This window comes from Curtobacterium sp. ME26, assembly GCF_903970945.1.
Classification (GTDB): Bacteria; Actinomycetota; Actinomycetes; order Actinomycetales; family Microbacteriaceae; genus Curtobacterium; species Curtobacterium citri.
On record NZ_CAJCKG010000007.1, the window covers coordinates 93,733 to 120,666 of the forward strand.

Genomic DNA, 26,934 nt, shown 5'->3' on the forward strand with positions numbered 1-26,934 from the left:
ATCGCGACCACCCGACGGACGGGAGGCGCGGTGCCGGTCGGTACCGCGCCTCCCGTCCGTCGTGCGCCCACCTGTCAGCGGTGCGCCGGTAGGATCGACGGGTGGCAGTGAAGCAGGTGGACCCGATCGACGTCGTCCTGGTCGGGGGAGGGATCATGAGCGCCACGCTCGGCGCCATCATCCACCGCCTCGAACCGACCTGGAAGATCCGCGTCTACGAGCGGCTCGGGTCCGTCGCGCAGGAGTCCTCGAACCCGTGGAACAACGCCGGGACGGGGCACTCGGCACTCTGCGAGCTGAACTACACGCCGGAGATGCCCGACGGCCACGTCGACATCGCCAAGGCGGTCACGGTCAACGAGCAGTTCCAGGTCTCGCGGCAGTTCTGGGCGCACCTGGTCGAGACCGGCGCGCTGCCGCAGCCGTCGAACTTCATCAACCCGACCCCGCACATCTCCTTCGTGTGGGGCGCGGACAACGTCGAGTACATGCGGAAGCGGTACGAGGCGCTCAAGGACCACCCGCTCTTCGCGGGCATCGAGTACTCGGACGACCCAGCGCAGATCCGGAAGTGGGCGCCCGCGCTCATCCCGGGTCGCAAGAAGGACCAGCCGATCGCGGCGACCTACTCGGCGGCCGGGTCGGACGTCGACTTCGGGTCCCTCACGCAGCAGCTCTTCGACGAGCTCGAGATCGCCGGCGTCGAGTTCGAGCCGTCGCACCAGGTGCGGAAGATCACACGGTCGAAGGTGACCGAGGGATGGGTCCTCGACGTCCGGAACGAGATCGGCCGCTCGACCCAGCGCATCGCGGCGAAGTTCGTCTTCGTCGGCGCCGGTGGCGGTGCCCTGCACCTGCTCCAGCAGTCGGGCATCCCGGAGATCCGCGGCTACGGCGGCTTCCCGGTGTCCGGCGAGTTCCTCCGCACCGACGAGCCCGAGGTCGTGCAGAAGCACGCCGCGAAGGTCTACGGCAAGGCCAGTGTCGGCGCACCGCCGATGTCGGTCCCGCACCTCGACACCCGCATCGTGGACGGCTCTGCCTCGCTGATGTTCGGCCCGTACGCCGGGTTCAGCCCGAAGTTCCTCAAGCAGGGGTCGGTCCTCGACCTGTTCCGGTCGATCCGGCCGCACAACCTGCGGCCGATGCTCAGCGTCGCGTTCTCGAACTTCGACCTCGTGCGCTACCTGGTGGGGCAGCTGATGGCCTCGAAGCAGACCAAGTTCGAGGCGCTCCGCGACTTCATGCCGACCGCGGAGCCGGACAACTGGCACCGCATCACGGCCGGGCAGCGGGTGCAGGTCATCAAGCCGGATCGTGAGAAGGGCGGCGTGCTGCAGTTCGGGACCGAGGTCATCACCTCGGCCGACGGCTCCATCGCAGGTCTGCTCGGTGCGAGCCCGGGTGCGTCCACGGCGGTGCCGATCATGCTCGCGATGCTGCAGCGGTGCTTCCCGGACCGCTGGGACGGGTGGGCGCCGACGGTGCGCACGATGGTCCCGACGTACGGCACGGATCTCGGATCGGACGCGCAGCTGGCAGACGAGACGCTCGCGCGCACGGCGAAGGTCCTCGGGCTGCACCACTGAGGGACCCGGCTTGCCCTCCGTTCGAACGTGTGTTCGAATGGGGTGATGCGGTGGAGCGGACAGGCGATCGGAGCGGAGCGCGGTGACGCGCTGCCGGGTCTCGAGTCGAACAGCGGACTCGTCCGGAGCGTCACGACCCCGGAGTTCGCGGGTGTCACGTTCCACGAGGTCCTCGCGAAGAGCGCGCTGAACCGTGTGCCGGCGGCCGACGGCAGCGGCACCTACGGGTGGACGATCAACCCGTACCGCGGCTGCAGCCACGCGTGCGTGTACTGCTTCGCGCGGCCGACGCACACCTACCTCGAGTTCGATGGCGGCGCCGACTTCGACCAGCAGATCGTGGTGAAGACGAACGTCGCCGACGTCCTGCGCCGGGAGGTCCGCCGCCCGAGCTGGGACCGGCACCCGGTTGCGCTCGGCACGAACACCGATCCCTACCAGCGGGCCGAGGGGCGGTACCGGTTGATGCCGGGCGTCATCCGCGCCCTCGCCGAGTCGGGTACGCCGTTCAGCATCCTCACCAAGGGCACCCTGCTGCGTCGGGACCTGCCGGTCCTGGTCGAGGCGGCCCGCTCGGTGCCGGTCGACCTGGCGATGTCGATCGCGGTCTACGACGACGAACTGCAGCAGCAGGTCGAGCCCGGGACGCCGACGACGGCCGCGCGGTTGGCCACGGTCCGGGCGATCCGTGACGCCGGGCTCGAGTGCTCGGTGTTCCTCATGCCGGTCCTGCCGTTCATCACGGACACGCGGGCGCACCTCGACGACGCGATCGGGCGCGCGGCCGACGCCGGCGCGTCGAGCGTGATGTACTCCGCGCTCCACCTGCGTCCGGGTGTGAAGCCGTGGTGGTTCTCCTGGCTCGACCGGACCCGTCCCGACCTGGTCGCGCGCTACCGGTCGATGTACCTCGACAACACCTACGCGCCGACCGACTACCGGCGCTGGCTCGCCGAGCGGGTACGGCCGATCCTCCGCGACCACGGGCTCGGCCTCGGCCGGGTCGACCCGGCGACGGTTTCGATGGGGTTCAGTGACCGCCAGGCGCACCTGGTCCCCACGCCGGAGCCGGCGCACGCCGGGACGGCTCCGGCCATCACGAACGGGTACCGCGTGCCCGTGTCCCTCGACGAGCAGTCCCGACCGACGTCCTCACCGCTCAAGCGTGCCGACCCGGACTGGGACCGTCGCGCCGGTGCGCCCCGGACCGCTGCGGGGCAGGCGGTGCCGACGCTCTTCTGAGCAGCATCCGCGATCCGCGTCCGGGGGACACCTCGTGTCGGTGATCGGCGGTAGCATCGGACAGGTCGCCGGACCGAGCTCGATTCGGGGTACACGATCGCCCCGCGGGTGCTCGTGCAGACCGGCGGCCGGACGACTCCCGGAAGGACCACGGACCCGTGCTCGGCATCCCCACGCACCTCGCACCGCGAGTGAACGCGTGGTCGACCGTGCGGGCGTTCCACGCCGCTGCCGTGGGGTCCGTCGTCGCCGCCGCCGTCACCCTGCTGCTCTACCGGCTGGCCGAGCCGGACGTCCGCGTCGCGGGGGCGGTGCTCGCGCTGCTGCCGATGCTCGCGATGATCGGTGTGCACGTGCAGTTCGGCACCTGGCGCTCCGCCGTGGCGTTCCTCGCCGTCGGCGGCGTGTGCACCTGGTGGTTCACGACCGTCGTGCAGCGCGAGGTCCCGACGGCCTGGGTGTCGAGCTACCTCCTCTCGCTGGCGGTGATCCCGCTCGTGCTCGTCGGCGGCGCGGGGGCCGTGGCCGGACGGGTCGTGCTCTGGTCGTTCGGCGGGTTCCTGGTCGGTCGGCTCGCGACCTCGCTCGCCGTGCTCCAGGCCGACGCGCCCCCGCGGCCGCTCGTCCTCGCGTGGATCACGCTCGGGTTCGTGGTCGCACTCGTGCTGTTCACGAGCCGCAACACCGCCCGGTCGGAGCGCGTGCAGCCCGAGCTCCTCCGTTCCGCGCGCGAGGAGCACGTCTCGGCCTACCGCGCGGGGGTCGAGGCCGAGGCCGCCGCCATCCTGCACGACACCGTCCTCAACCACCTCGGTGCCATCGCCCTCGCCCCGGACGGCCCGATGGACGCCCAGCTCGCCCGGACCGTCGAGACCGACGTCGCGATGCTCACCGGGCGGCAGTGGCTCGCCGCGCCGGACACCGGTGCCGACGCGGACCCGGACGCCACGACGACGGCGTTCGACGCGATGGTCGACGAGCACCGGACCGAGGGCCTGCGGGTCGCGGTCACCGGGGACACGAGTGCCCTGGGCCGGTTGGAGGCCGCCGGGTCGACGGCGATGCTCCGCGCGGTCGGCCAGTGCCTGTCGAACGTGCGGAAGCACGCGGGCACCGATGCCGCGGAGGTCAGCGTGTTCGACGACGGCGCCTCGTGCACCGTGATGGTGGTCGACGACGGCCGCGGGTTCGACGAGCAGGAGACCGGGGCCGACCGGATGGGCCTGCGCGGATCGGTCCGCGAGCGCATCGGCCGGGTCGGCGGTGACGTGCAGGTGTGGTCCTCGCCCGGGTCAGGCACGAGCGTGATGATGTCCGTGCCGTACCCGGCCGCTGGAGCGGACACGGTGGACGCCTTTGCCGTGACCGGCGAGTCCGACCGGGGGAACACCCGGTGAGCCGCGTCGACGTCGTGCGCGCCGCCGCGCGGGGCTCCCGGACCGCCCAGCAGTACGACCCCCTCGGCGCCATGGGGTCGCGGCCCCTCGCGGTCGTGCTCGGCGCCGGTGGGGTCCTGTGGGCGCTGCTCGTGTCGCTGCTCGACCGTGACGTCCCCGGCAGCCCGACGCTCAGTGCGCTCACCGTGCTGGTCCTCGCCTCCTCGGGAGCGGTGGTCGTCACCGCGTCCTCACCCTTCCGGGCGCCGTTCCCGCGGTGGGCGTACGTCGTCCACGTTGCCCTGCTCGCCGTCGCGACCGTGTCGAGCGTCGCCGCCCAGTGGGGTCCTGACCGGAACGCCCTGAACGACTTCATGTGCCTGCTGACCGCGACCGGGATCGTCGTCGTCGCGCCCTACCGCCCGTGGCGTGACCTCGCCGTCGGCGGGCTCGTGCTCGCCGCCGTCGACGCGGCGGCCTGGGGCGTCTCCGCCTCGGTGTTCCCGCACCAGGTGCCCGTGGCGGTGGCCGCATTCCTCGCGGCGGCACCGACGCTCGTGCTCACCGCGGCGGCCGTGGTGTTCGCGTGGACCTTCGGCGGGCTGGCCGAGCGGGTGCAGATCCGCGCCGGCTCGTACTCGGTGGCCCGCGCGGAGCGCGACGGCATCGCCGCGAGCGTGCAGCAGGACCGCTCGGTCATCCTCGCGCGCGACGTCGCGCCGTTCTTCGCCGAGCTCCGCACCCGCGAGGTCATCACCGACGCCGACCGCGCCCGTGCCCGTGCGATCGCCGACGGCATCCGCCGGGCGATGGTCGCGGACGCCGACCGGACGTGGTTCGAGTACGCGGTCGTGGTCGACGGCGGTCCGGCGGAGGCCGTCGAGGACCCGGACGGGCTCATCGCGACGCTCGACGCCGACCAGCGCACGGTCGTCCGCACCTTCCTGCGCGCAGCGCTCGGGGCGGCGACGGTCGACCCCGCCCGCTTCCGCGCGACGGTCCGCCGCGCCGACGAGCCCGGTGCTCCCGCCGGCCGCGTCGCCGTCCGCATGGAGCTCGCCGTCGACGACTCCGACGTGGGCATCCACCGCACCTTCGACCCCTACTTCGCGGTGCTCCGCGTGACCTTCCACGACCTCGACGTCGCGGTCCGACCATCGTCCCTCGCACTAAGGTTCTCCTATGACCAGCACTGATCCGACCCGGACCACGGAGGGCGGGTCCCCGCTCCCGCAGCCCGGCACCCGACGCGTGCGGCTGGCGATCCTCGACGACCACGAGGTGCTGCTCGACAGTCTGTCGAGCTGGATCGCCGTGAACGCCTTCGACTTCGACCTCGCCCTGACGGCCCACACGTGGCTCGAGATGGTGCACAGCGAGAACTTCCCGACGGACCTGGTGTTCCTCGACTTCCAGCTCAAGGAGCCGGTGTCGATCGAGGCGCGGGTGCGCACCTGCCGGGCCGCGGGCGCGAAGGTCATCGTCCTGTCGAGCGTCGACAGCCGTGAGTCCCGCGACCGCGCGCTGGCCGCCGGCGCCGCGGCGTTCCTGTCGAAGTCACTGCCCATGCGCGAGGTCATGGACGTGGCGCGCGAGGTCATGGGCGTGTCCCGCGAGACCCCGGTCCAGCGCGACTGGCGTCCGCTGCCGACCGGCGCGAACGCGCACCAGCGGCCGAAGCTCAGCGCCGGTGAGGAAGAAGCGCTGCGCCTGTACGTGTCGGGCTACTCGACGAACGAGGTCGCCGCGCAGATGAACGTGCAGTACGAGACCGCGAAGACGTACCTGCGTCGGGTCCGCGAGAAGTACAGCAAGGTCGGTCGGCCCGCGTCGAAGAAGTCCGACCTCATCCGCCGTGCGGCCGAGGACGGGTTCCTCGCGTAGTGGCGAAGCTCTACTTCCGGTACGGCGCCATGAACAGCGGCAAGAGCACCGGGCTCCTGCAGGCTGCCTACAACTACGAGGAGCGCGGGCAGCGGGTCCTGCTCGCGAAGCCGTCGGTGGACACCAAGGGTGACCGCGAGATCGTGTCGCGCCTCGGGGTGACGCGGGCGGTGGACGTCGTGTTCGCGCCGGACGACGACGTGCGTGCGGCCGTCGCGGACGCCGGTGCGACCGACCCGGAGTCGGCTCGTCTCGACGGCATGGTCCGGCCGGTCAGCTGCGTCCTCGTCGACGAGGCACAGTTCCTCACACCGCGACAGGTCGACGACCTGCTCCGGATCGCCGTGCTGGACGACGTCCCGGTGCTCGCGTACGGCATCCGCACCGACTTCCGCACCGAGGCGTTCCCGGGGAGCGCCCGGCTGCTGGAGATCGCGCACTCCCTCGAGGAGCTCAAGACGATCTGCCGGTGCGGACGCAAGGCGGTGTTCAACCCGCGGAAGGTCGACGGGCGGTTCGTCTTCGACGGCTCGCAGGTCGCGATCGACGGAGCGGGTGTCACCTACGAGTCGCTCTGCGCGAACTGCTACCTGACGGAGTCGGGTGGGCGGCTGGACGGTGCGCTCGCGCACTGAGCGCGACCGTGTGACCGGACGGGAGGCGCGTGGCGGGCCCGCCACGCGCCTCCCGTTGCGGAATGTGCGCGGCCCGGCGTCGGTTGTGCCCCGCATGAGCGACGCAACCCTGCACCTGTCCGTCCTCGACCTGGCCACGCGTGAGTACGGCCAGACGAACACCGAGGCCCTGCAGGGCACGATCGACACCGCGGTCCACGCGGAGCGGCTCGGCTACGAGCGCATCTGGGTCGCGGAGCACCACGGCATGCCCGGCATCACGTCCTCGGCACCGGCGGTGCTGCTGAGCGCCGTGGGTGCGGCGACCTCGCGGATCCGCATCGGCTCCGGCGGGGTCATGCTGCCGAACCACGCGCCGCTCGTCGTCGCGGAGCAGTTCGGCACGCTGCGGGCGCTCTACGGCGACCGGGTCGACCTCGGCATCGGCCGCGCACCCGGGACCGACGGCGCGACCGCGATGGCCCTGCGCCGGACGGACCGCCTCGACGTCGACGACTTCCCCCAGCAGCTCGCCGACCTGATCGGCTTCTTCACCGGCATGGACGAGGCGAACCCGCTCTCGCGCATCCGGGCCGTGCCGGGCTACGGCGACGTGCCGGAGTTCTGGCTGCTCGGGTCCTCCGGCTACAGCGCGCAGGTCGCCGGTGCCCTCGGCGTCTCGTTCGCCTTCGCCCACCACTTCGCCTCCGACAACACCGAGGCGGCCCTCGCGCTGTACCGCGACTCGTTCCGCCCGTCGCGCTTCCGGCAGACGCCGAACGCGCTCATCGGCGTGCAGGTCGTGACCGACGAGGACCCCGCGATCGTCGACGAGCAGAGCGCTCCCGGCATGATCTCGTTCATCCGGATGCGGCAGGGCGCGAAGCCCGAGCCAGTGTCGATGGACGAGGCGCGCGCGTACGAGTTCTCCGACCTCGAGCGTCGGTTCATCGCCGCGCGGACCGAGCGCCAGGCGTACGGGACGCGGGAGCAGGTCGCGGCGAAGATCAACGAGCTCGTCGCGTCCACCGGTGCCGACGGCGTGATCGTGGCACCGGGTGCCGCGCAGGCCCGGTACCGGCACCAGGCGCTCGACGTCGTCGCGTCGCTACAGGCCGAGGGGCGGCTGGTCCCGGCGGGCGCAACCGTCTGACGGCGCGCTCGCGCGGTGCCGTCAGGCGAGCAGGCCGAGGCGGGTCGCAGCGGTGATCGCGGCGACCCGCGTGCCCACGTCGAGCTTGCGGAACACGTTGTAGACGTGCCGCTTGACGGTGCCGACCGCGAGACCGAGCTCGGCGGCGATCTCGGCGTTGGACCGGGCTGCGGCCACGAGACGGAGCACCTCGAGCTCGCGGTCGCTCAGCGGTGAGCCGGCCCGGGCGTCGGTCACCAGGTCGACCGGGAAGGTCACCGGTGCGGCGTCGGTGCGGGTCGCTCGGACGATGCGGTCGACGAGCTCGCGGCTCGGGGCGTCCTTCGTCAGGAAGTCGACGGCGCCCGCGTCGAGCAACGCGCGGCGGAGCACGGCGTCCCGGTGCATCGTGAGCACCACCACGGCGATCCGCGGGTGGTTCCGCCGGACGGTCGCGATGGTGGTGCGTGCGGGCGGGCCGTCGAGCTCGACGTCCAGCAGGAGGACGTCGATCGCGTTCGCCTCGGGGGAGTCGAGCACGTCGGACGGTCGCTCGCCGTGCGCGACCACGCGGATGGTCGGGACGGACGACAGGATCGTCGCGAGCCCCTCCCGGAACAGCCGGTGGTCGTCGACCAGTGCGACGTGGGTGACGCCGGTCACATCGACCCCCGCGGGACGGTCAGGCGGACGGTGGTGCCCGCTCCGGGCGCGCTCTCGACGTCGAGTCGTGCGCCGAGCACCCCGGCGCGCTCGCGCATGGTCTGCTGGCCGAGCCGGCCGTCCGCGCCCGAGCCGGGCGTGAAGCCGGGTCCGTCGTCGCGGACGGTCACGACCACGGCCGTCTCGGACCACGCGAAGGTCACGGAGGCGGTGGATCCCGGCGCGTGCTTCCGGCGGTTGGTGAGCGCCTCGAGCAGGATCGTGAGGGCCTCTTCGGCCTTCCAGTTCGGCAGCGCGCCACCGACGCCCGTCGTGGTGACGGTCAGGCGGTCGTCGCCCGGGAAGAGGTCGTCGACGTGCCGTCGCAGGGCATCGTCGAGCCGGTCGTCGCCGACGCGCGCGTGCAGGGTCACCGCGAGGTCCTGGACGTCCGTCAACGCGGTACGCAGCAGGCGTGCGGCGCCCTCGAGCTGCTCGGAGCGTTCCGGTGCCGGTGGGTCGGTGAGCAGCACGAGGTCGAGCCGTTGCAGGCCGGCGAGGACCCCGTGGGCGACGCGGTCGTGCAGGTCCCGCGCGATCTGCGTCCGCGAGTCGAGGTTCGCCGTCGTCACCCGTTGCCGGAGTGCCTCGGTGTAGGCGATGGCGCCGGCCGGGAAGCGGCTCCACACCCCGGCGTGCAACGCCCGTGTCGCGCGCAGGACCTCGGCGGTGGTGCTGGCGCCGACCTCGTCCACGAAGACCGGCAGGTACGCGTCGAACAGCATCTCGGCGGCGAGCATCGCCCCGGCGGGGTGCTGGGCGTGCTCGGCGTGCAGCGCCCCCGTGGCCAGGTGGTCCGGGTCGAGGTAGCGGTCGCTGACGATGCTCCCGACGCCATCACCGGAGGCGTAGCGCTCGTGCGCCTCGGCCACCATCGACGTGACGTTCTCGAGCAGGCTCCGGGCCATCACCGGGTCGTCGGCGAGGTCGGGGAAGCGGGCACCGATCTCCGAGAGGACGGCGGCGAGCGGGGCGGGGATCGTCATGACGCTTGCGAGCGTAGCGGGGGAGTGCAGCTCAGCAGCGGTCGGGACAGCGGTGTGTGTCGACGGACACAGGAGGGACCGCGGATCCGAGGCGAGACAGGAGCCCGGGAAGAACAGAAGCCCGGGTCCGAGGACCCGGGCTTCATCACTGTCTCAACACAGTGTCGGGGTGACAGGATTTGAACCTGCGACCTCCTCGTCCCGAACGAGGCGCGCTACCAAGCTGCGCCACACCCCGCGGTGTGATCGCCCCGAACCGGAGCGACCAGGAAAGTCTACCGGACGTTCGAGGGTGCTCACGACCATCGGGCGAACACCCGGGCGCGTCGCACCGGTCGGTGCCGGGCTCAGGCGGTCTTCGCGGTCAGGGTCACGACGACGGCCTCCGGGCGGCACGAGAACCGCACCGGGGCGTAGATCGACGTGCCGATCCCCGCGGAGACCTCGAGCCACGACCAGTGCCCGCGGTGCTGCCACTTGTGCAGACCGCTCACGTAACGGCGGGGGAGGTCCGAGTTCGTGACGAGCGCCCCCACGCCCGGTACCTGCACCTGTCCGCCGTGGGTGTGCCCGGCGAAGACGATGTCCGCACCCTGGTCGACGAAGGCGTCGAGGACCCTGCGGTACGGCGCGTGGGTGATCCCGATCGCGACCGGGGCGGGGCCGTCCTCGTCCTCGGTCCACGGCACGGTGCTGCGCATCTCGTCGACGTTCGTCGGCAGGAGGTCGAGCCGGTCCCAGTCGCGGTGCGCGTCCGAGGTGCCGAAGAGCTCGAACCGCGATCCCCGGAGTTCGATCGCGTGCGCCTGGTCGTTGACGTCGAGCCAGCCGAGCGACTCGAAGAACGCCGTCTGCCGGTCGATGTCGAGGCCGACCGGGCGCCGGTCGGAGTGCGTGCTGCTCGGCCCGGTGAAGTACTTGAAGGGGTTCCGGGGCGAGGGGCCGTAGAAGTCGTTCGACCCGTGCGCGAAGGCACCCGGGATGCCGCGGAAGGGCTCGAGCGCGTACTCGACCGCCGCGTTCGCCGTCTCGTGACCGAGGTTGTCGCCGGTGTTCACCACGAAGTCCGGCTCGACCAGGCTGAGGTCGCGCAGCCACTGCTGCTTGTCGGCCTGCCACGGCGCCATGTGGATGTCGGAGAGGTGCAGGACGGTGACGTCACGCGAACCCGCGGGAAGCACGGGCACGGTCTCCCAGCGGATGCCGAAGCGGCGACGCTCGACGAGGGAACCCCACGTCGCCGTCGCCGCTCCGACGGCCGCGCCCGCTGCGATGACCCCCAGCGCGGCGCGGCCCCGACTCACCGGCACTCCTTCGGCGCCTTGCCGTCCTGGTCACCGAACAGCTGCAGCGACACGGTGGTGTCCTTGCTCGCGGCCGCGCCGACCTGGGGCCGGACGTTCGCCACGGTGCACTTCTTGCCGTCGTCGCCCTTGGCGTAGCGGTTCGTCGTCGACACGTTCGCGAAGCCGGCCTGCTGCAGGAGCCCGCGCGCCTCGTCGAAGGACTTACCGGCGACGTCGGGCACGGTCGTCTGCGTGCCGTCCGTCGTGTAGACGGTGACGCTCGAACCCTGCGACAGGAGCGTCCCCGCTCCCGGCGAGGTCGACGAGACGGTGCCGGCGGTGCCGCCACCGGCCTGCGTGCCGCCGTCGACGTAGGTGAAGCCGGCGCCGGCGAGCGTCGACCGTGCCTCGTCCGCGGTCTTGCCCGTCACGTCGGGGACGTTGAGCGAGTTGCCGCGCAGGGCGGTCTGCGACGGAGCGGGGAACGCATCACCCGGGTAGATCTGGTTGATCGGGGTCATCGCCTGCCGCCACACGTCGGCACGGGCGCTCGCGTACGAGCCACCGGCACCGCTGTAGTAGTGCCGCAGGTTGGCCTTGCCGCCGTCCGTGTTGCCCTGCCAGTAGGCGGTGGCGACCTTCGAGCTGCCGCCCACGAGCCAGATCTGGTCCGCGTCGTCGGTCGTACCGGTCTTCGCGAACATCGGGGTGCCGTCCGCGGTCTGGGCACCGACCGCGGTGCCGTACTGGATCGTGCCCTTGAGTGCGAACGCGGCCGTCGCAGCCACGCTCGGGTCGAGGACCTGCTTGCACTGCTTGGTCTGCCCGCCGAGCTTCTTGCCGGTCGCGTCGGTGACCTGGTCGATCGCGATCGGCTCGCAGTACGTGCCGCCGTTCGAGATCGTCGCGTAGGCGGAGGCCATCGTCATCGGAGCGATCTCGTTGATGCCGAGGACCGAAGTCGGGTTCGACTTCAGGTCGCCGCCGTCGGCGCGGTGCACGCCGAGCGACTTCGCGGTGTCGCGGATGTCGCACAGGTCGAGCTTCTGCGCCATGTTGAGGAAGGCGACGTTGACGGAGAGGGCGGTCGCCCGGGCGACGGTGAAGTTGCCGTTCTCACCGGGGCTGTCGTTCTTCGGCGTGTAGCCGCCGGCGTAGTAGGGCTGTCCGCACTCGGTCCAGCCGCTCTGCATGAGCCGCGGGGTGCCGCTGACGGTCTCGTTCAGACCGTGGCCGGTCTTGAGCCAGTCGAGCAACGTGAAGACCTTGTAGGTCGAGCCGGTCTGGAACCCCTTCGAACCGCCGAACCCCTCGTCGACCGAGTAGTTGAGCGAGGTCGCGGTGGGCGGCGACTTGATGGACTGGTCGTAGTCCTTGTTCTGCGCCATCGTCAGAATGCGGCCGGTCGACGCCTCGATCGAGTTCATCGTGGATCCGAGCGCGAAGCGTGCCTCGGTGTTCGGGTCGTGCGCGTTCAGCAGGTCCTTCTGCTGGCCGTTCAGGTTGATGTCGAGGCTCGTCTGGATGGTGTACCCACCGTTCCGCCAGGCCTGGTCACGTTCCTTCTGGGTGCCGCCGAGCTGCGACATCTTCTTGACGACCTTGACGGCGTAGTCGCAGAAGAACTGCGCGCCGTTGCCCGCGGCCGACTGGCAGCCCTGCTGCGGCTCGGTGAGGTGGACGTAGTCCTTCGGGTTCGACGCGATCGCCTGGTCGAAATCGGCCTTGGACAGGTGCTTCTGCGCGTACATCGACTTGAGGATGACGTCGCGGCGGGCCTTGTTGGCCTCGTAGTTCTTCTCCGACGCCAGGTTGCGCGTGTTCGGGGACTGCACGATCGCGAGGATCGACGCGGCCTCGGCCGGCGTGAGGTCGGTCGCCGACTTGTTGAAGTAGTGCTGCGCAGCGGCCTGCACGCCGTACGTCTGGTCGCCGAAGTAGGCGATGTTGAGGTACCCGGTGAGGATCTCCTCGTGCGAGTACTTCTTCGCCAGGCCGATCGCGAGCTTCATCTCCTCGAGCTTGCGGGGGATGGTCTGCTCGACGGCGTCGTTGTACGCCTTCTCGCGCTCCTCCTGCGTGGGGAGCTCGAGGGCCTGCTGCATCTTGATGTTGCGCACGAGCTGCATCGTGAGCGTCGAGCCACCGCCCGACTCGCCGAGCCCGCCGGCGATGCTGCCCACACCGGCGCGCACGAGGGAGGTCATGTCCACGCCGCCGTGGTCCCAGAAGCGCTTGTCCTCGCCGTCGATGGCGGCGTTCTTCAGCTGGTCGCTGATCTGGTCGTACTTGAGCTCCTCGCGGTTCTGGTCGTAGACCGTCGCGAGCTTGACCGGCTTGCCGTTGGCGTACGCGTAGATCTCGTTGCGCTGCGGGAGGTCACCGATCTCGATGTACTCCGGCAGCGACTCGAACACGCCGATCGTCGAGGTGGTCGTGACACCGGCGACGGCGATGGCCGGGGTGACCCCGATCGTGACCAGCAGACCAGCGAGCGCACTGAAACCGACGAAACCGACGAAGGCGCCGATTGCGGAGACGGGCTTGGTCCGCGAGGCAGACTTCTGGGCAGACATAGGATGCAGCCTAAACGACGCCCACGACTGAAAGGCTGGCAAGGAACCGCATGACTCAGTGGGAGTACTTCACCGCTCCGTTGTTCATCCACAACACGGCCGCGATCCTGAACAACTTCGGTTCCGAGGGGTGGGAGCTGGTCCAGGTCGTCAGCGGCCCCGAGGGCGGGCTCGTCGCTTACCTGAAGCGCCCGAAGGCCGACGCGTGAGCGTCGCCGACCGGCTCGCCGAGCTCGGCATCGAGCTCCCCGGCGTCGCGGCGCCGGTCGCCGCCTACGTGCCCGCCGTCGTCACCGGGAAGTACGTGTACACGGCCGGCCAGCTGCCCTTCGTCGACGGTGCGCTGCCCGTCACCGGCAAGGTCGGGGCCGGGGTCGACGCGGACACCGCGACCGCCCAGGCCCGGGTCGCCGCCCTGAACGCGCTGGCGGCCGTCGCGTCCGTGGCCGGGTCGCTCGACCGCGTCGCGCGCGTCGTCAAGGTCACGGTCTTCGTCGCGTCCGACCCGTCGTTCACCGGGCAGCCCGGCGTCGCGAACGGGGCCTCCACACTCGTCGGCGAGGTCCTCGGGGACGCCGGCCTCCACGCGCGCAGCGCGGTGGGCGTCGCGGTGCTGCCGCTGGACGCGCCGGTCGAGGTCGAGCTGGTCGTGGAGCTGACCGACTGACGGACCGTCAGCGACCCAGGTCACGTGGGCAGGGCCTCTCAGTTCGGACGGACTGGAGGCCCTGCCCACGTTCCGCGCGTCACATGAGTTCCGCGATGGTCGCCATGATCGTCGGGTCGGCGAGCGTGGTCGTGTCGCCGATGCGGCGGCCCTCGGCCGCGTCGCGGAGCAGGCGCCGCATGATCTTGCCGGAGCGCGTCTTCGGCAGCTCCGGGACCACGACCACCTGCCGCGGCTTCGCGATCGCACCGATCCGCTTGCCGACCCAGTCGCGCAGCTCCTTCGCGACCGCGTCACGGTCGACCCCCTCCGCCGCCTCGGCGGTCAGGATGACGAACGCGACGACGGCCTGACCGGTGGTCTCGTCGGCCGCGCCGACGACGGCCGCCTCGGCCACGCCCTCGTGGCCGACGAGTGCCGACTCGATCTCCGCGGTCGAGAGGCGGTGGCCCGACACGTTCATGACGTCGTCGACGCGTCCCTGCACCCAGATGTCGCCCTGCCCGTCGAGGCGTGCGCCGTCGCCCGCGAAGTAGCGACCGGGGAAGCGGTCCCAGTAGGTCTCGACGAAGCGGTCCGGATCGCCCCAGATGCCACGGGCCATCGACGGCCACGGCTCGGTGACGGTGAGGTAGCCGCTCTCGCCCGGGTCGACGCGGTGGCCCTCCTCGTCGACGATCTCGGCGACGATCCCCGGCAGCGGGGTCTGCGCGGCGCCGGGCTTGAGCTTGGTGACACCGGGGAGTGCCGAGATCATGATCGCGCCGGTCTCGGTCTGCCACCAGGTGTCGACGATCGGGGTGCGGTCGTGCCCGATGACCTGGCGGTACCACTGCCAGGCCTCGGGGTTGATCGGCTCGCCGACGCTGCCGAGCAGGCGGAGCGACTCGAGGCTGCGGGCCTCGGGGATCTGCCGGCCGGCCTTCATGGCGGCGCGGACGGCGGTCGGCGCGGTGTAGAGGACCGTGACGCCGTAGGAGTCGACGATGTCCCACCAGCGACCGGGCTGCGGCTCGTCCGGGGTGCCCTCGTAGAGCACCTGCGTGACGCCGTTCGCGAGCGGGCCGTAGACGACGTAGGAGTGCCCGGTGATCCACCCGATGTCGGCGGTGCACCAGTAGACGTCCTTCTCCGGGTGCATGTCGAACACGTTCCGGTGCGTGTACGCGGCCTGGGTCAGGTAGCCGCCGGAGGTGTGCACGATGCCCTTCGGCTTCCCGGTCGTGCCCGAGGTGTAGAGGATGAACAGGGGCGTCTCGGCGGGGAACGCCTGCGCCTCGTGCTCGGGAGCGGCCTTCGCCAGTTCGTCGTGCCACCACAGGTCGCGGTCGTTCCAGGCGATGTCGTTGCCGCCGCGCTTCACGACGAGGACGTGCTCGACGGTGTCCGTGCCCGCGCCGGTCAGGGCTTCGTCGACCGCGGGCTTGAGCGGCGAGACGGCCCCGCGACGCCACCCGCCGTCGGCGGTGACGACGAGCTTCGCGCCGGCGTCCTCGATGCGGGCGCGGAGGCTCTCCGCGCTGAACCCGCCGAAGACGACGGAGTGCACCGCGCCGATGCGGGCGACGGCGAGCATCGTGACGACGGCCTCGGGCACGAGCGGCATGTAGACGACCACGCGGTCGCCCTGCTCGACGCCGAGGTCGGTCAGCATGTTCGCGGCGCGGTGCACCTCGGCGGTGAGCTCCGCGTAGGTGATGCGGCGGGTGTCGCCGGGGGCGCCCTCGAAGTGGATCGCGACCCGGTCCCCGTTGCCGGCGCGGACGTGGCGGTCGAGGCAGTTCTCGGCGACGTTGAGCTCGCCGTCGTCGAACCACCTGGCGAACGGGGCGTCTGACCAGTCGAGCGTCCGGGTGAACGGTGTCCGCCAGTCCAGCAGGCTGCGTGCCTGGTCGGCCCAGAAGGCCTCGCGGTCGGCGGCGGCGGCCGTGTGCAGGTCCTCGCCGGCGACGGCGTCGGCGACGAAGGCCGCGGTGGGGGCGAAGGTGGGGCCGTCGTCGTGGCGTTCGTCGGCCCGGATCGGTGTGGACATCGGTGTCCTCTCGCGTCGGTGCGGCAGGGGTGCAGTCGGAGACTACCCCCCGGTCGGCGCGCCGCAGCGACCCGGGCGGGCGCCGCTCGGACATCCGGTCGCGGGGGTTGCCGAGCACGGGTGTTCATGGGGTACAGTGGTTCCTGCCGGACTCGTTTCCGGCGGCACCGGGTCGGATTCCCCCCAATCCACCGATGTCAAGGCGGCACCAGTTCCCCCCAACCGGTGCCGCCTCTTCTTTTTGTCCGACGGGTGTCGCGGAGTGCTCCGGGCAGGGTCGCAGCGATCCGCGTGCTGGTGCCGAACCGTGGACAGACCTGTCCACGCGCTCGTTGCAGACGTCGCCCCGAGCGGTCGTGCTCGGGACGGTGCGGCGTTCAGCGGACCGGGCCGGGAGGCGGTCGCGCGACGTGCTGACGGGGCCGGAGCCGAACGGGGTACGGGATTCCGTCGCGGGGTACAAAACCCGCCGTTGGTGTGGATCGTCGCCTTCGCCAACAAGGGGACGCAGACGGCGGGCACTCGGGCACGCCGCCGCCCTACCGTCGTCGCCATGCACCGTCACCGAGCCGAGCTCCCCAGGTCCCGTCGGTCCCCGGACGGCGGGCTCCCGCTCGACCGGGCCGCGGCCGGGTCGTCCCCGACGGCCGTGCCCGGCCGCCGTCCGCCCGCCGCGCACCTGGCGTCCGTGGTCGACGAGCCGTTCCTGCCGGGCGCACACCGGCTCCCCACCCGGGGCCGCAGGGCGGTGGACGCCGCGGCGTTCGAGGAACTCGCCGCGCTCGTCACGGACGCCGCCACCACGGACGTCCTCGTCGTCGGCGGTCGCGGAACGTGGGTGGACCGGGGGCGCGGCCTCGAGCGCGTCCCACCGGACCTGCCCGAGCGGCGTGTCCGGGCGCTCGCCGCGGAACTCGTGGCCCTCGGCGGACGACACGTCGACGAGACGACACCGTGCGCCGACGTCCGGCACGGCGACGGCGTCCGGGTGCACGTCGTGCTCGCGCCGGTCTCGGTGGGCGGCACCGCACTGTCGGTGCGGCTCCCGTCGCCGGACCGACCGACGCTCGCGTCCCTCGAACGCCGCGGTGCGTTCCGGGCCGTCCCGCGGGCGGTGCTCGAGCGCGCGGTGGCCGAGCGGCGGAACGTGCTCGTCACGGGCGCCACCGGCAGCGGCAAGACGACCGTGCTCGCGGCGATGCTGGCGGCGGTCCCGCACGACGAGCGCATCGTCACCGTCGAGGACGTCGCGGAGCTCCGCGTCGACCACCCGCACGTCGTCGCGCTCGAGGCGCGGCAGGCGAACGCGGAGGGCGTGGGCGCGATCGGGCTCGACCGGCTGGTGCGGGAGGCGCTGCGCATGCGGCCGGACCGGCTCGTGGTGGGCGAGTGCCGGGGCGCGGAGGTGCGGGAACTGCTGTCCGCCCTCAACACCGGCCACGACGGCGGTGCGGGCACGCTGCACGCCAACGGCCTGCAGGACGTCGCGGCCCGGCTCGAGGCCCTCGGTGCACTCGCCGGGCTCGGGCCGGAGGCGCTCGCCCGTCAGGTGGTGAGCGCGGTGGACCTCGTCGTGCACCTCGAATGCACGGGGTCGAGGCGGGGTCTGGCCGCGGTGGGCTCCTGCATGGTCGACGGCGACGGTCGGCTCGCCGTGCGTCCGGTCCGGGCGGTCGGCCGGGTGTGACCGACCGGCAGGATCCGCGGGCCCGCGACCGGGAGGGCCCGTCGGCGGCCGCGCGGGTCCTCGACCGTGTCGCCGTGCTGGTCGCCGCCGGGGTGCCGGCGCCCCGCGCCTGGGCACTCGTCGGGGGCCGTCCGGCGTCGGGCAGCCCGGCGTGGCGGGACGTGCGGGTCGTCCTCGACGTCGCGGCCCGGAGCGGGGCGCCGTCCGCCGAGGCCCTCCGCGCGCTCTCGGCCGCGATGCGCAGGAGCGCCGCGGCGGACCGGGCGGTGCGCGTCGCGCTCGCCGGGCCCCGGACGAGTGCGCGCGTCGTGCTCGCGCTGCCGCTGCTGGGCCTCGGGCTCGGTTGGGCGTGGGACGCCGGCGCGGCCGAGGTCCTGCTGACGCGGCCGGTCGGCTGGGCGTGCTCCGCCCTCGCCGCCGGCCTCGTCGCGGTCGGTCGACGCTGGTCACGGCTCCTCGTGCTCCGCGCCGTCCCCGACGGACGGATCCCTGGGATCGAGCTGGACGCGTGGGCGGTGGCGCTGACCGGGGGCGGGTCGTGGCAGACGGCCGAGGAGACCGTGCGTGCGGCGCTCGCCGACGCCGGCCTGCCGACCGAGCCCGGGCCGGAGGTCGCCGCACGGCTGCGGGAGGCGCTCGACCTGGGGCGACGGGCGGGGGTACCGGCGGCGGGACTGCTGCGTGCAGCGGCGGAGGACGTCCGCGACGACGCGGCCGCGGCGGGACTGGCCGGGGCGGAGCGGCTGGCGGTGCGGCTCGTGCTGCCGCTCGGCACCTGCGTGCTGCCGGCGTTCGTCCTGATCGGGGTCGTGCCCGTCGTGGTCGGGGTCCTGTCCTCCACCGTCGGCGGACTCGGGTGAGGCGTCCACAGACCGACGCATCGACGGGGTGCGGGCCGCCGCGGTGCACGACCGTTGGAGCACGACAAGAGAGAGGGGAACGGGATGACCGACACCAGGGCAGCACGACGGACCGCGACAGGCCGAGGGCGGGAGCGGGAGCGGGAGCGGCGGCGCGTCCGCGTCCGCGCCGGGCGGCGCTGGGAGCGGGCGGTCCGCAGCCGGCTCGCCGGCGACCGCGGATCGGCGACGGCGGAGTACGCCGTGGTCATCCTCGCCGCGGTCGCCTTCGCGGGCGTCCTCGTCGCGGTGATGCGCTCGGGCGAGGTCCAGCAGGTCCTGACCGACCTGGTCCGCGGGGCGCTGGTCCCGTGATCGCCTCCGACCGCGGGCAGGGCGACCGGGGGAGCGTGACCGTCGAGTTCGCGGTCGCGCTGCCCGTCGTCACCCTGGTCCTGGTGTCGCTCGTCGCGGGCGTCGTGCTCGCCGACCGAGCCGGGCGACTCCAGGACACCGCCGGTGCCGCAGCGCGGGCCCTCGGGCGCGGGGACGACGGGGCGGCCGCGACCGCGGTGTCGTCCGGCGCGCCCGGGGCGTCGTCGTCGATCCGCCGCTCGGACGGCCTCGTGTGCGTCGATCTCCGGGCGGCCGCTCCCGGGCCGTTCGCCCTCCTGCCGCTCCGGGCGACCGGCTGTGCCGCGGAGGGCGGGCGGTGACCGCCGGTGCACGAGCACGGCACGACCACGGGACGGCGACCGTCCTGCTCGTCGCCGCCGTGGCCGTCGTCCTCGTCGTGGCCACGGCGGCCCTGGGAGCGGCGCGGATGCGCGTCGGCGACGTCCGGGCACGCACCGCGGCCGACGCCGCTGCGCTCGCCGCGGCGGCGGTGCTGGTCGGTCGGGTCGCGGGGACGCCCTGCGCCACGGCCGGCCGGGTGGCGGCCGCGAACGGCGCGGCGCTCGGCTCCTGCGCCACACGGTCGGCGACCGCCCGCGTGCGGGTCGTCGTCGCCCCGGGACCGTTCGCCGTGAGCGCGGTCGCCGTCGCCGGTCCGGCGACCAGCACGTCCGAACAGGGTGTGTATGGTGTGCACGTCGGCCCCCGGTCACCGTCGTCCCGGTCGACCCGGACTCCGCTGGCGTCCAGGGCCGGCACGCACCATCGATCAAGGAGACACGTGCCAGGCACGAAGAAGCTCGTGATCGTCGAGAGCCCCGCGAAGGCGAAGACGATCGCGCAATACCTCGGTGACGGATACGAGGTCCAGGCGTCCGTCGGACACATCCGTGACCTCGTCGAGCCCAAGAACCTGCCCGCCGAGCTCAAGAAGGGTTCGCTCGGCAAGTTCTCGGTCGACGTCGACAACGGCTTCGAGCCCTACTACGTCGTCTCCGACGCGAAGAAGAAGACGGTCACCGAGCTCAAGCGGGCGCTGAAGGAAGCCGACGAGCTCTTCCTCGCAACCGATGAGGACCGCGAGGGCGAGGCCATCGCGTGGCACCTCCTGCAGGTGCTCAAGCCCAAGGTGCCGGTCAAGCGCATGGTGTTCCACGAGATCACCAAGGAGGCCATCCAGCGCGCGAAGGAGGCCACCCGCGAGCTCGACACCGCGCTGGTCGACGCGCAGGAGACCCGCCGCATCCTCGACCGTCTCTACGGGTACGAGGTCTCGCCGGTGCTCTGGCGCAAGGTCGGCCCCGGACTCTCGGCGGGTCGCGTGCAGTCCGCGGCGACCCGTCTCGTCGTCGACCGGGAGCGCGAGCGGCTCGCCTTCGTCTCCGCGAACTACTGGGACCTGTCCGCCCGTTTCGAGAAGGTCGGCGACACCGCCTTCACCGCGCGGCTCGCCCGCCTGCAGGGCACACGGGTCGCCTCCGGACGCGACTTCGACGACCGCGGTGCGCTCAAGGGTGAGGCCGTCCGTCTCGACGAGGCGTCCGCCGCCGCCCTGACTGCGGTGCTCGAGGGCGCCGGCGACGCGGTCGTGCGGAGCGTCGAGTCGAAGCCGTACACGCGTCGACCCGCCGCGCCCTTCACGACGTCGACGCTGCAGCAGGAGGCCGCGCGCAAGCTCCGGTTCTCCGCGCGCCAGACCATGAGCGTGGCCCAGTCGCTCTACGAGAACGGCCACATCACCTACATGCGAACGGACTCGTCGTCCCTGTCGCAGCAGGCCGTCACCGCGGCCCGCAAGCAGGCTTCCGCGCTGTACGGCCCGGAGACGATCCCGGAGAAGCCGCGCAGCTACGCGGGCAAGAGCAAGAACGCGCAGGAGGCGCACGAGGCGATCCGCCCCGCCGGTGACACCTTCCGCACCCCGTCCGAGATGGAGGGCGTGCTGCGCGGCAACGACTGGCGGCTCTACGACCTCATCTGGAAGCGCACGGTCGCCTCGCAGATGGCGGACGCCAAGGGCTCGACCGCGTCGGTCGTGCTCGGCATCACGTCGACGGAGCCGGTCGCCGGCATCGCCGCGACCGCCACCGGCACCGACGCCGAGTTCACGGCGTCCGGCACCGTCATCACCTTCCGCGGGTTCCTCAACGCCTACGAAGAGGGCCGCGACGAGGACCGCCACGGCGGGGACAACGGCGACGCCAAGCTCCCGCAGATGGCCGAGGGCGACCACCTCGGCGTGAGCGACGTCGAGGCGAAGGGGCACGACACGTCGGCGCCGCCGCGCTACACCGAGGCCAGCCTCGTGAAGACGCTCGAGGAGCTCGGGATCGGTCGTCCGTCGACGTACGCGGCGATCATCTCGACGATCATGGACCGCGGGTACGTCACCCAGCGGGGGAGCGCCCTCGTGCCGAACTGGATCGCGTTCAGCGTGGTCCGGTTGCTCGAAGACCACTTCGGCGACCTCGTGCAGTACGACTTCACCGCCGGGATGGAGGAAGACCTCGACCGGATCGCGAGCGGCGACGCCGACCGCATCGACTGGCTCAAGGGGTTCTACTTCGGCGGTGACGACCACCGTGGGCTCCGGACGGTCATCGACAACCTCGGCGAGATCGACGCGCGCGACATCAACTCGGTCGAGCTCGCGCCCGGTCTCACCCTGCGCATCGGCCGCTACGGCCCGTACATCGAGGTCCCGAGCGACGACCCGGAGAAGCCCCGGCGCGTCAACGTGCCCGAGGACCTCGCGCCCGACGAGCTCACCGTCGAGAAGGCGCAGGAGCTCGTCGACGCGCCCGTCGTCGGGGACCGCGTCGTCGGCATCAACCCCGAGACCGGCAAGGAGGTCCTCGCGAAGGACGGCCGCTTCGGCCCCTACGTGACGGAGCGCACCCCGGAGCCGGAGCCGACGGTCGACCCGTCCACCGGCGAGGTCGTCGAGGCTGCCGCCGAGCAGGCTCCGACGTCGACCACGACGAAGGCCGCCTCGAAGACCACGGCGAAGGCCCCCGCGAAGAAGACGACGAAGAAGGCCGCGGCGCCCAAGGAGCGCACCGCGTCCCTGTTCAAGTCGATGGATCCGCAGACGGTGGACCTGGAGACCGCGCTCAAGCTCCTCGACCTGCCCCGCGTCGTCGGGAAGGACCCGGAGTCCGGCGAGGACATCACGGCGCAGAACGGTCGCTACGGCCCGTACATCAAGAAGGGCACCGACACCCGGACGCTGCCGAGCGAGGACGCGATCTTCGACGTCGACCTCCCCGGCGCGATCGAGCTGTTCGCGCAGCCGAAGTACGGTGCGAAGCGGACCGCGAGTGCCGCGCTCAAGGAGTTCGACGCCGACCCGGTGTCCGGCAAGCCGATCAAGATGAAGGACGGCCGCTTCGGTCCGTACGTCACCGACGGCGAGACGAACGCGACCATCCCGCGCGGCGAGGACATCGAGACGGTCGACCACGCGCGCGCCGTGCAGCTCATCGCCGACAAGCGCGCCAAGGGTCCGGTGAAGAAGAAGGCCCCGGCCCGCAAGGCGCCGGCCAAGAAGAAGTGACCGGACGGTTCATCACCCTCGAGGGCGGTGACGGCGCGGGCAAGACCACCCAGGCCGCACTGCTCACCGACTGGCTCGAGGCCAGCGGTCGGACGGTCGTGCGGACGCGTGAGCCCGGGGGCACGGACCTCGGGCAGCGCATCCGCGAGATGGTGCTGCACGAGCGGGGCCACGTCGCCCCGCGTGCGGAGGCCCTGCTCTACGCGGCCGACCGTGCCCACCACGTGGAGACGGTCGTCCGGCCGGCCCTCGAGCGCGGCGAGGTCGTGCTGCAGGACCGCTACATCGACTCCTCCGTGGCCTACCAGGGCGTCGCGAGGGGCCTCGGGGCCGACCGCATCCGATCGGTGTCGGAGTGGGCCGCCGACGGCCTCGCGCCTGACCTGACCGTGCTGCTCGACCTCGACGTCACGGTCGGCCGCGCCCGTGTGGCCGCGGCGCGGGGCGACACCTTCGACCGGCTCGAGTCCGAGGCCGCCGCCTTCCACGAGACCGTCCGCGGCGCGTTCCTCGACGCGGCCGCCGCGGAACCGGCCCGGTTCCTGGTCGTCGACGCGTCGGCTCCTGCCGAGGACGTCCAACGCGCCGTGCGCACCGCCGTCGGCGCGCTCGTCGGGATCCCGGCCCTGGACCCGAGCGCATCGTGACGACCGCCCGCGTGACGGAGGCTGCTGCGAGGATGACCCCGTGAGCGTGTGGGACGGCCTGACCGGGCAGGACGAGGCGGTCGCCGCGCTGCGCAGCGCGGCCGAGGGCCCCGAGGCCACGGGTGGGATGACCCACTCGTGGCTCATCACCGGCCCGCCCGGGTCCGGTCGGTCCAACGTCGCGGCGGCGTTCGCGGCCGCGCTGGTCGGCTCGGGCGCCGACGACGACCACACCCTGCAGCAGATCGCGGCACGGAGCCACCCGGACGTCTCCGTGCTGACCACGCAACGCGTGATCATCACCATCGACGAGATCCGGCACCTCGTCACGTCGTCGCACTACTCGCCGTCGGTCGGTCGCTACCGCGTCGTCATCATCGAGGACGCCGACCGCATGACCGAGCGCACCTCGAACCTGCTGCTCAAGGCGCTCGAGGAACCGCCGGAGCGCACGGTCTGGATCCTCTGCGCCCCGAGCGAGGCGGACCTGCTGCCCACGATCCGGTCGCGGGTCCGTTCGGTGCGCCTGCGCGTGCCGGACGTGGCGTCCGTCGCGGACCTCATCGTCGCCCGCACCGGGGTGGACCGGGACCTCGCCACCGACGCCGCCCGGCAGGCCCAGAGCCACATCGGCATGGCACAACGCCTGGCGACGAGCGAGGACGCCCGTGGCCGCCGTCGACGGACGCTCGAGACGGTGCTCGGCATCCGCTCGGTGGGCGACGCGGTGATGGCCGCTGCGGACCTGCTCGCCGTGGCCGACGAGGACGCCAAGGCGATCACCGTGGAACGGGACAGCGAGGAACGCGACGCCGCACTCCGCTCACTCGGAGTGGCACCGGGCGGGACCGTGCCGCCCGCGCTGCGGTCGCAGCTCCGCGCACTCGAGGAGGACCAGAAGCGCCGGGCGACCCGGAGCCTCCGCGACGGCCTCGACCGCATCCTCGTCGACGTGTCCTCGCTGTACCGCGACCTGCTCCTGCTCGGTCTCGGCGCGCCGGCCGAACCCGTGAACCTCGCGATGCGCGACCAGCTCGACCGCGCGCTCGAGGTCGTCCCGCCCGCCGCTGCCCTCGAGGTGCTCGACGCCGTCGCCCTGGCACGGCAGCGGATCGCGGCGAACGTCGCCGCCCTGCTGGCACTCGAGGCGCTGCTCGTCACGATCGCCCGCGCGACCCGCTGACGGACGGATCGCCCCGTCGCCCGACGGGGGCACCGACGGACGCAGGCGTCCCCGACGGGCCGACCACGCGCCTCCCGGCCGACCCGCCGCTGTCGTCCGACCCCGGCGGGTCGGTCTCCACCGTCCGAACCCGGCAGCCTGCGCACACCCGCAGCCGGCTGCTGCACCGGCCGTGAGAAGATCGCGCCATGCCCGACGCTGCACCCGGCCTGCGTGAACGCAAGCGCCGCGCCACCCGTCTCGCGATCCAGCAGGCGGCTCTCCGGATCGCGATCGAGTCCGGCTGGCCGGCGGTCACCGTGGACGAGATCGCCCGCCGGGTGGACGTCTCGCCGCGCACCTTCTTCAACTACTTCCCGAGCAAGGAGCAGGCGCTGCTCGGCGACGACCCGACGCTGCCCGCGGGGCCGGCGCTCGACGCCTTCCGGGCGGGGGGACCGACCGGGGAGCTGCTGTCCGACCTCGGGGTGTTGCTCGTGCACGCGGCCGAGGAGCTCGTCGACGACCGCGAGCTGCTCGCCGAGCGCCAGCAGGTGCTCCGTGCCGCGCCCGAGCTGTTCAGCAGGCGGATGGCATCGATGAAGGAGTTCCAGGCGCAGATCGAGGACGCCGTCACCGAACGACTCACGGCGACCGGGGCGGACGTCGACGAGGCACCGGAGGTGCTCCGGAGGCGGGCACGCCTGGCGTCGGTGGTCGCGCTCGCGGCGCTCCGGCACGCCTGGTGGGAGTGGTCCGACGGCGGCTCCGAGACGCTCCTCGTGGACGAGCTGCAGCGCTCCTTCGACGAGCTCGGCGCGCTCGTTTCGCGTTCGCTCGTCTGAACCTGTATAGTCGTTACCCGTGCCGCTCCGGGAACGGAGCGTCCGCCGCCTTAGCTCAGTCGGCAGAGCGATTCACTCGTAATGAATAGGTCGTCGGTTCGATTCCGACAGGCGGCTCACAACCGGAACCCCCGATCGGACGATGTCCGACCGGGGGTTTCGCCGTTCCGACCCGTCAGGCCGACCCTTCAGGCCGACCCGTCCGGCGCACACGGGAGCCCTGCGCCGGGCCCCTGCCGGACGGAGGCGTCCGGCAGGGGCACGGGTGGTCACGGCAGGTAGTAGGTGGGGTTCGGCAGCTTGACGCTCCGGTCCGCCGACCCACCGATGAGGTCGCTGTACTGGTCGCCGAAGTTCGCGACGACGTCGTACCGACCGCCGGCACGAGACTCGATGTGCGCCCGGGTCTGCGCCTTGTACTCGATGGTGGTGCACTTCGCCGCGGCGCACGTGACGTACGACGGCTGCTGCGAGGCGCCGACACCGGTCCACTTCGTGTAGTACGTCTCGGTGCCGCGCTTCGTGGCGCTGAACTGCGGGTAGCCGACCCTGTTCAGGTCGGCGATGGTCGCCTCCTCCTGGCCGTCGTTGCGGCCGGTGAGCCCGATGATCGTGCAGCCGGAGCGCTCGGCCACGGACACGAGCGAGGTCATCGACGGGGTGGCCGGGAAGCGCTCGTCCTGCACCCACTCGTCCTGCAGCGCGGGGTCGAAGACGAAGTGCATGTCCGCGACCTCCATGTCGTAGGTCCAGAGCGTCGTGTCGTCGGCGTCGAGCACGATCGCGGGGTTGCGGTGCTGACGGCTCGCGACGGAGCACTGGGCGGCGACGACGGGCGCCTGTCGCGCGACGATCGAGCGCATCTCGCGGATGTAGGGCGAGTCGGTCTTGTCCGCGATCCCGGTGCCGGGGTCGCCGTAGTACGTCGCGATGGTCTTCTTGACCGAGTCGATGTTCGGGATGCCCTCACCGCCCTGCGTCGCGCCGGACGAGCCGTCCGCCGCCGTGGTGAACCGCGTGCGCGGGGTCAGCCGTGGCTCGGACACGCCGGGGAGGTCGGCGGAGGGGAGGAAGTAGGTGGGGTTCGGCAGCTTCAGGGAGCGGTCCGCGTACCCGCCCTGCAGGTCGCTCCACTGGTCGCCGACGTTCAGCGTGATGTCGTAGCCGAGGTCCTGTTCGATGTGCTTGCGCGTCAGGGCCTTGTACTCGACCGTCGTGCACTTCGCGGTGGCGCAGGTGATGTACGACGGCTGCTGCGAGGCGCCGACGCCGGTCCACTTCGTGAAGAACCGGTCCGGGGCGAACGCGGTGTAGCCGACCTTGGTCAGGTTCTGCACGGTGGCGGTCTTCTGGTCGTCGTTGCGACCGGTGAGCCCGAAGACGGTGAACCCCATCGCCTGGGCACGGTTCACGAAGCCGACCATCGAGGGCGTGGCGGCGAAGCGTTCGTCCTGCACCCACTCGTCCTGGCGGGCGGGGTCGAAGACGAAGTGCATGTCCGCGACCTCCATGTCGTACGTCCAGAGCGTCGTGTCGTCGGCGTCGAGCACGATGGCCGGACGCTGCCCGTGCCGGACGGCGGTGTCGTGCATGCGGCGGAGCTGGCGCGTCTCACGGTCGACGATCGAGCGCATCTCGCGGATGTAGGGCGAGTCGGTCTCGTCCGCGATCCCGGTGCCGGGGTCGCCGTAGTACGTCGCGATGGTCTTCTTGACC

23 protein-coding genes and 2 tRNA genes are annotated in these 26,934 nt (G+C 72.2%); 18 read left to right on the forward strand and 7 right to left on the reverse strand.

Annotated elements, in window-relative coordinates:
* Positions 1-101: 101 nt before the first annotated feature.
* From H7A69_RS04695 to H7A69_RS04725, 7 genes are all read left to right on the forward strand, one after another.
* Positions 102-1,589 carry a malate:quinone oxidoreductase gene (locus H7A69_RS04695; protein WP_182046001.1) on the forward strand — a complete coding sequence of 496 codons (1,488 nt, stop codon included), beginning with the start codon at positions 102-104 and terminating at the stop codon, positions 1,587-1,589.
* Between the two features lie 45 nt (positions 1,590-1,634).
* The gene (locus H7A69_RS04700; protein ID WP_182046002.1) at positions 1,635-2,831 is read left to right on the forward strand and encodes an Rv2578c family radical SAM protein; all 1,197 of its coding nucleotides are present in this window, start codon (positions 1,635-1,637) and stop codon (positions 2,829-2,831) included.
* Between the two features lie 158 nt (positions 2,832-2,989).
* On the forward strand, positions 2,990-4,228 hold the full coding sequence (locus H7A69_RS04705) for a sensor histidine kinase (RefSeq protein ID WP_182046003.1): 1,239 nt from the start codon (positions 2,990-2,992) through the stop codon (positions 4,226-4,228).
* Entirely contained in the window at positions 4,225-5,403 is a 1,179-nt protein-coding gene (locus H7A69_RS04710; protein ID WP_182046004.1) for a hypothetical protein, read from the forward strand. The genes H7A69_RS04705 and H7A69_RS04710 overlap by 4 nt, the downstream gene beginning before the upstream one ends.
* Positions 5,390-6,091: a response regulator transcription factor gene (locus tag H7A69_RS04715; protein WP_259346082.1), complete on the forward strand. Its 702-nt coding sequence runs from the start codon at positions 5,390-5,392 to the stop codon at positions 6,089-6,091. Before H7A69_RS04710 ends, H7A69_RS04715 begins: the two co-directional genes overlap by 14 nt.
* Complete coding sequence (locus tag H7A69_RS04720; protein ID WP_182046005.1) at positions 6,091-6,726, forward strand: thymidine kinase; 636 nt, start codon at positions 6,091-6,093, stop codon at positions 6,724-6,726. The genes H7A69_RS04715 and H7A69_RS04720 overlap by 1 nt, the downstream gene beginning before the upstream one ends.
* A 94-nt stretch (positions 6,727-6,820) precedes the next feature.
* On the forward strand, positions 6,821-7,858 hold the full coding sequence (locus H7A69_RS04725) for an LLM class flavin-dependent oxidoreductase (RefSeq protein ID WP_069712169.1): 1,038 nt from the start codon (positions 6,821-6,823) through the stop codon (positions 7,856-7,858).
* A 21-nt stretch (positions 7,859-7,879) separates the two neighbouring features.
* Here the strand turns inward: H7A69_RS04725 and H7A69_RS04730 are convergent, their stop codons facing one another.
* From H7A69_RS04730 to H7A69_RS04750, 5 genes are all read right to left on the reverse strand, one after another.
* Positions 7,880-8,500, reverse strand: a complete 621-nt coding sequence (locus H7A69_RS04730; RefSeq protein ID WP_182046006.1) for a response regulator transcription factor — start codon at positions 8,498-8,500, stop codon at positions 7,880-7,882.
* Positions 8,497-9,525 (reverse strand): sensor histidine kinase, encoded by a 1,029-nt coding sequence (locus H7A69_RS04735; RefSeq protein WP_182046007.1) that lies wholly within the window; start codon positions 9,523-9,525, stop codon positions 8,497-8,499. Before H7A69_RS04735 ends, H7A69_RS04730 begins: the two co-directional genes overlap by 4 nt.
* A gap of 164 nt (positions 9,526-9,689) precedes the next feature.
* Positions 9,690-9,763: transfer RNA gene (locus H7A69_RS04740), tRNA-Pro, on the reverse strand.
* A 109-nt stretch (positions 9,764-9,872) separates the two neighbouring features.
* On the reverse strand, positions 9,873-10,829 hold the full coding sequence (locus tag H7A69_RS04745) for a metallophosphoesterase (RefSeq protein ID WP_182046008.1): 957 nt from the start codon (positions 10,827-10,829) through the stop codon (positions 9,873-9,875).
* Positions 10,826-13,387, reverse strand: coding sequence for a transglycosylase domain-containing protein (locus H7A69_RS04750; protein WP_182046009.1), 2,562 nt, complete (start codon positions 13,385-13,387; stop codon positions 10,826-10,828). Before H7A69_RS04750 ends, H7A69_RS04745 begins: the two co-directional genes overlap by 4 nt.
* A gap of 50 nt (positions 13,388-13,437) precedes the next feature.
* Here H7A69_RS04750 and H7A69_RS04755 point away from each other — a divergent pair, with 50 nt between their 5' ends.
* Both H7A69_RS04755 and H7A69_RS04760 read left to right on the forward strand, forming a co-directional pair.
* Positions 13,438-13,596: a hypothetical protein gene (locus H7A69_RS04755; RefSeq protein WP_182046010.1), complete on the forward strand. Its 159-nt coding sequence runs from the start codon at positions 13,438-13,440 to the stop codon at positions 13,594-13,596.
* Positions 13,593-14,054, forward strand: a complete 462-nt coding sequence (locus H7A69_RS04760; protein ID WP_182046011.1) for a RidA family protein — start codon at positions 13,593-13,595, stop codon at positions 14,052-14,054. The genes H7A69_RS04755 and H7A69_RS04760 overlap by 4 nt, the downstream gene beginning before the upstream one ends.
* A gap of 79 nt (positions 14,055-14,133) precedes the next feature.
* Here the strand turns inward: H7A69_RS04760 and acs are convergent, their stop codons facing one another.
* On the reverse strand, positions 14,134-16,086 hold the full coding sequence (acs, locus tag H7A69_RS04765; RefSeq protein ID WP_182046012.1) for an acetate--CoA ligase: 1,953 nt from the start codon (positions 16,084-16,086) through the stop codon (positions 14,134-14,136).
* A 553-nt stretch (positions 16,087-16,639) separates the two neighbouring features.
* Here acs and H7A69_RS04770 point away from each other — a divergent pair.
* From H7A69_RS04770 to H7A69_RS04810, 9 genes are all read left to right on the forward strand, one after another.
* Positions 16,640-17,773 carry a CpaF family protein gene (locus H7A69_RS04770; protein WP_182046013.1) on the forward strand — a complete coding sequence of 378 codons (1,134 nt, stop codon included), beginning with the start codon at positions 16,640-16,642 and terminating at the stop codon, positions 17,771-17,773.
* Positions 17,770-18,633 (forward strand): type II secretion system F family protein, encoded by an 864-nt coding sequence (locus tag H7A69_RS04775; RefSeq protein ID WP_182046014.1) that lies wholly within the window; start codon positions 17,770-17,772, stop codon positions 18,631-18,633. The genes H7A69_RS04770 and H7A69_RS04775 overlap by 4 nt, the downstream gene beginning before the upstream one ends.
* 84 nt (positions 18,634-18,717) lie before the next feature.
* Positions 18,718-18,987: a DUF4244 domain-containing protein gene (locus H7A69_RS17390; RefSeq protein ID WP_259346083.1), complete on the forward strand. Its 270-nt coding sequence runs from the start codon at positions 18,718-18,720 to the stop codon at positions 18,985-18,987.
* Positions 18,984-19,328 (forward strand): TadE family type IV pilus minor pilin, encoded by a 345-nt coding sequence (locus tag H7A69_RS04785; protein ID WP_182046015.1) that lies wholly within the window; start codon positions 18,984-18,986, stop codon positions 19,326-19,328. Before H7A69_RS17390 ends, H7A69_RS04785 begins: the two co-directional genes overlap by 4 nt.
* Before the next feature lie 461 nt (positions 19,329-19,789).
* Positions 19,790-22,564: a type I DNA topoisomerase gene (topA, locus tag H7A69_RS04790; protein ID WP_182046030.1), complete on the forward strand. Its 2,775-nt coding sequence runs from the start codon at positions 19,790-19,792 to the stop codon at positions 22,562-22,564.
* On the forward strand, positions 22,561-23,211 hold the full coding sequence (gene tmk / locus H7A69_RS04795) for a dTMP kinase (RefSeq protein ID WP_182046016.1): 651 nt from the start codon (positions 22,561-22,563) through the stop codon (positions 23,209-23,211). The genes topA and tmk overlap by 4 nt, the downstream gene beginning before the upstream one ends.
* A 40-nt stretch (positions 23,212-23,251) precedes the next feature.
* The gene (locus H7A69_RS04800; protein ID WP_182046017.1) at positions 23,252-24,394 is read left to right on the forward strand and encodes a DNA polymerase III subunit delta'; all 1,143 of its coding nucleotides are present in this window, start codon (positions 23,252-23,254) and stop codon (positions 24,392-24,394) included.
* Positions 24,395-24,582: 188 nt separating this feature from the next.
* Positions 24,583-25,218 carry a TetR/AcrR family transcriptional regulator gene (locus tag H7A69_RS04805; RefSeq protein ID WP_182046018.1) on the forward strand — a complete coding sequence of 212 codons (636 nt, stop codon included), beginning with the start codon at positions 24,583-24,585 and terminating at the stop codon, positions 25,216-25,218.
* A gap of 44 nt (positions 25,219-25,262) precedes the next feature.
* Positions 25,263-25,335 (forward strand) — tRNA-Thr (locus tag H7A69_RS04810).
* A gap of 152 nt (positions 25,336-25,487) precedes the next feature.
* Here H7A69_RS04810 and H7A69_RS04815 read toward each other — a convergent pair.
* Positions 25,488-26,934: HAD family acid phosphatase (locus tag H7A69_RS04815; RefSeq protein WP_182046019.1), on the reverse strand; the 1,447-nt coding region annotated here is incomplete at its 5' end.

Coding starts and splice junctions, on each gene's coding strand:
- H7A69_RS04700 (WP_182046002.1), top strand. CDS start 1,635: ATGCGGTGGAGCGGACAGGCGATCGGAGCGGAGCGCGGTGACGCGCTG.
- H7A69_RS04715 (WP_259346082.1), top strand. CDS start 5,390: ATGACCAGCACTGATCCGACCCGGACCACGGAGGGCGGGTCCCCGCTC.
- H7A69_RS04725 (WP_069712169.1), top strand. CDS start 6,821: ATGAGCGACGCAACCCTGCACCTGTCCGTCCTCGACCTGGCCACGCGT.
- H7A69_RS04735 (WP_182046007.1), bottom strand. CDS start 9,525: ATGACGATCCCCGCCCCGCTCGCCGCCGTCCTCTCGGAGATCGGTGCC.
- H7A69_RS04750 (WP_182046009.1), bottom strand. CDS start 13,387: ATGTCTGCCCAGAAGTCTGCCTCGCGGACCAAGCCCGTCTCCGCAATC.
- H7A69_RS04755 (WP_182046010.1), top strand. CDS start 13,438: ATGACTCAGTGGGAGTACTTCACCGCTCCGTTGTTCATCCACAACACG.
- acs (WP_182046012.1), bottom strand. CDS start 16,086: ATGTCCACACCGATCCGGGCCGACGAACGCCACGACGACGGCCCCACC.
- H7A69_RS04770 (WP_182046013.1), top strand. CDS start 16,640: ATGCACCGTCACCGAGCCGAGCTCCCCAGGTCCCGTCGGTCCCCGGAC.
- H7A69_RS17390 (WP_259346083.1), top strand. CDS start 18,718: ATGACCGACACCAGGGCAGCACGACGGACCGCGACAGGCCGAGGGCGG.
- H7A69_RS04805 (WP_182046018.1), top strand. CDS start 24,583: ATGCCCGACGCTGCACCCGGCCTGCGTGAACGCAAGCGCCGCGCCACC.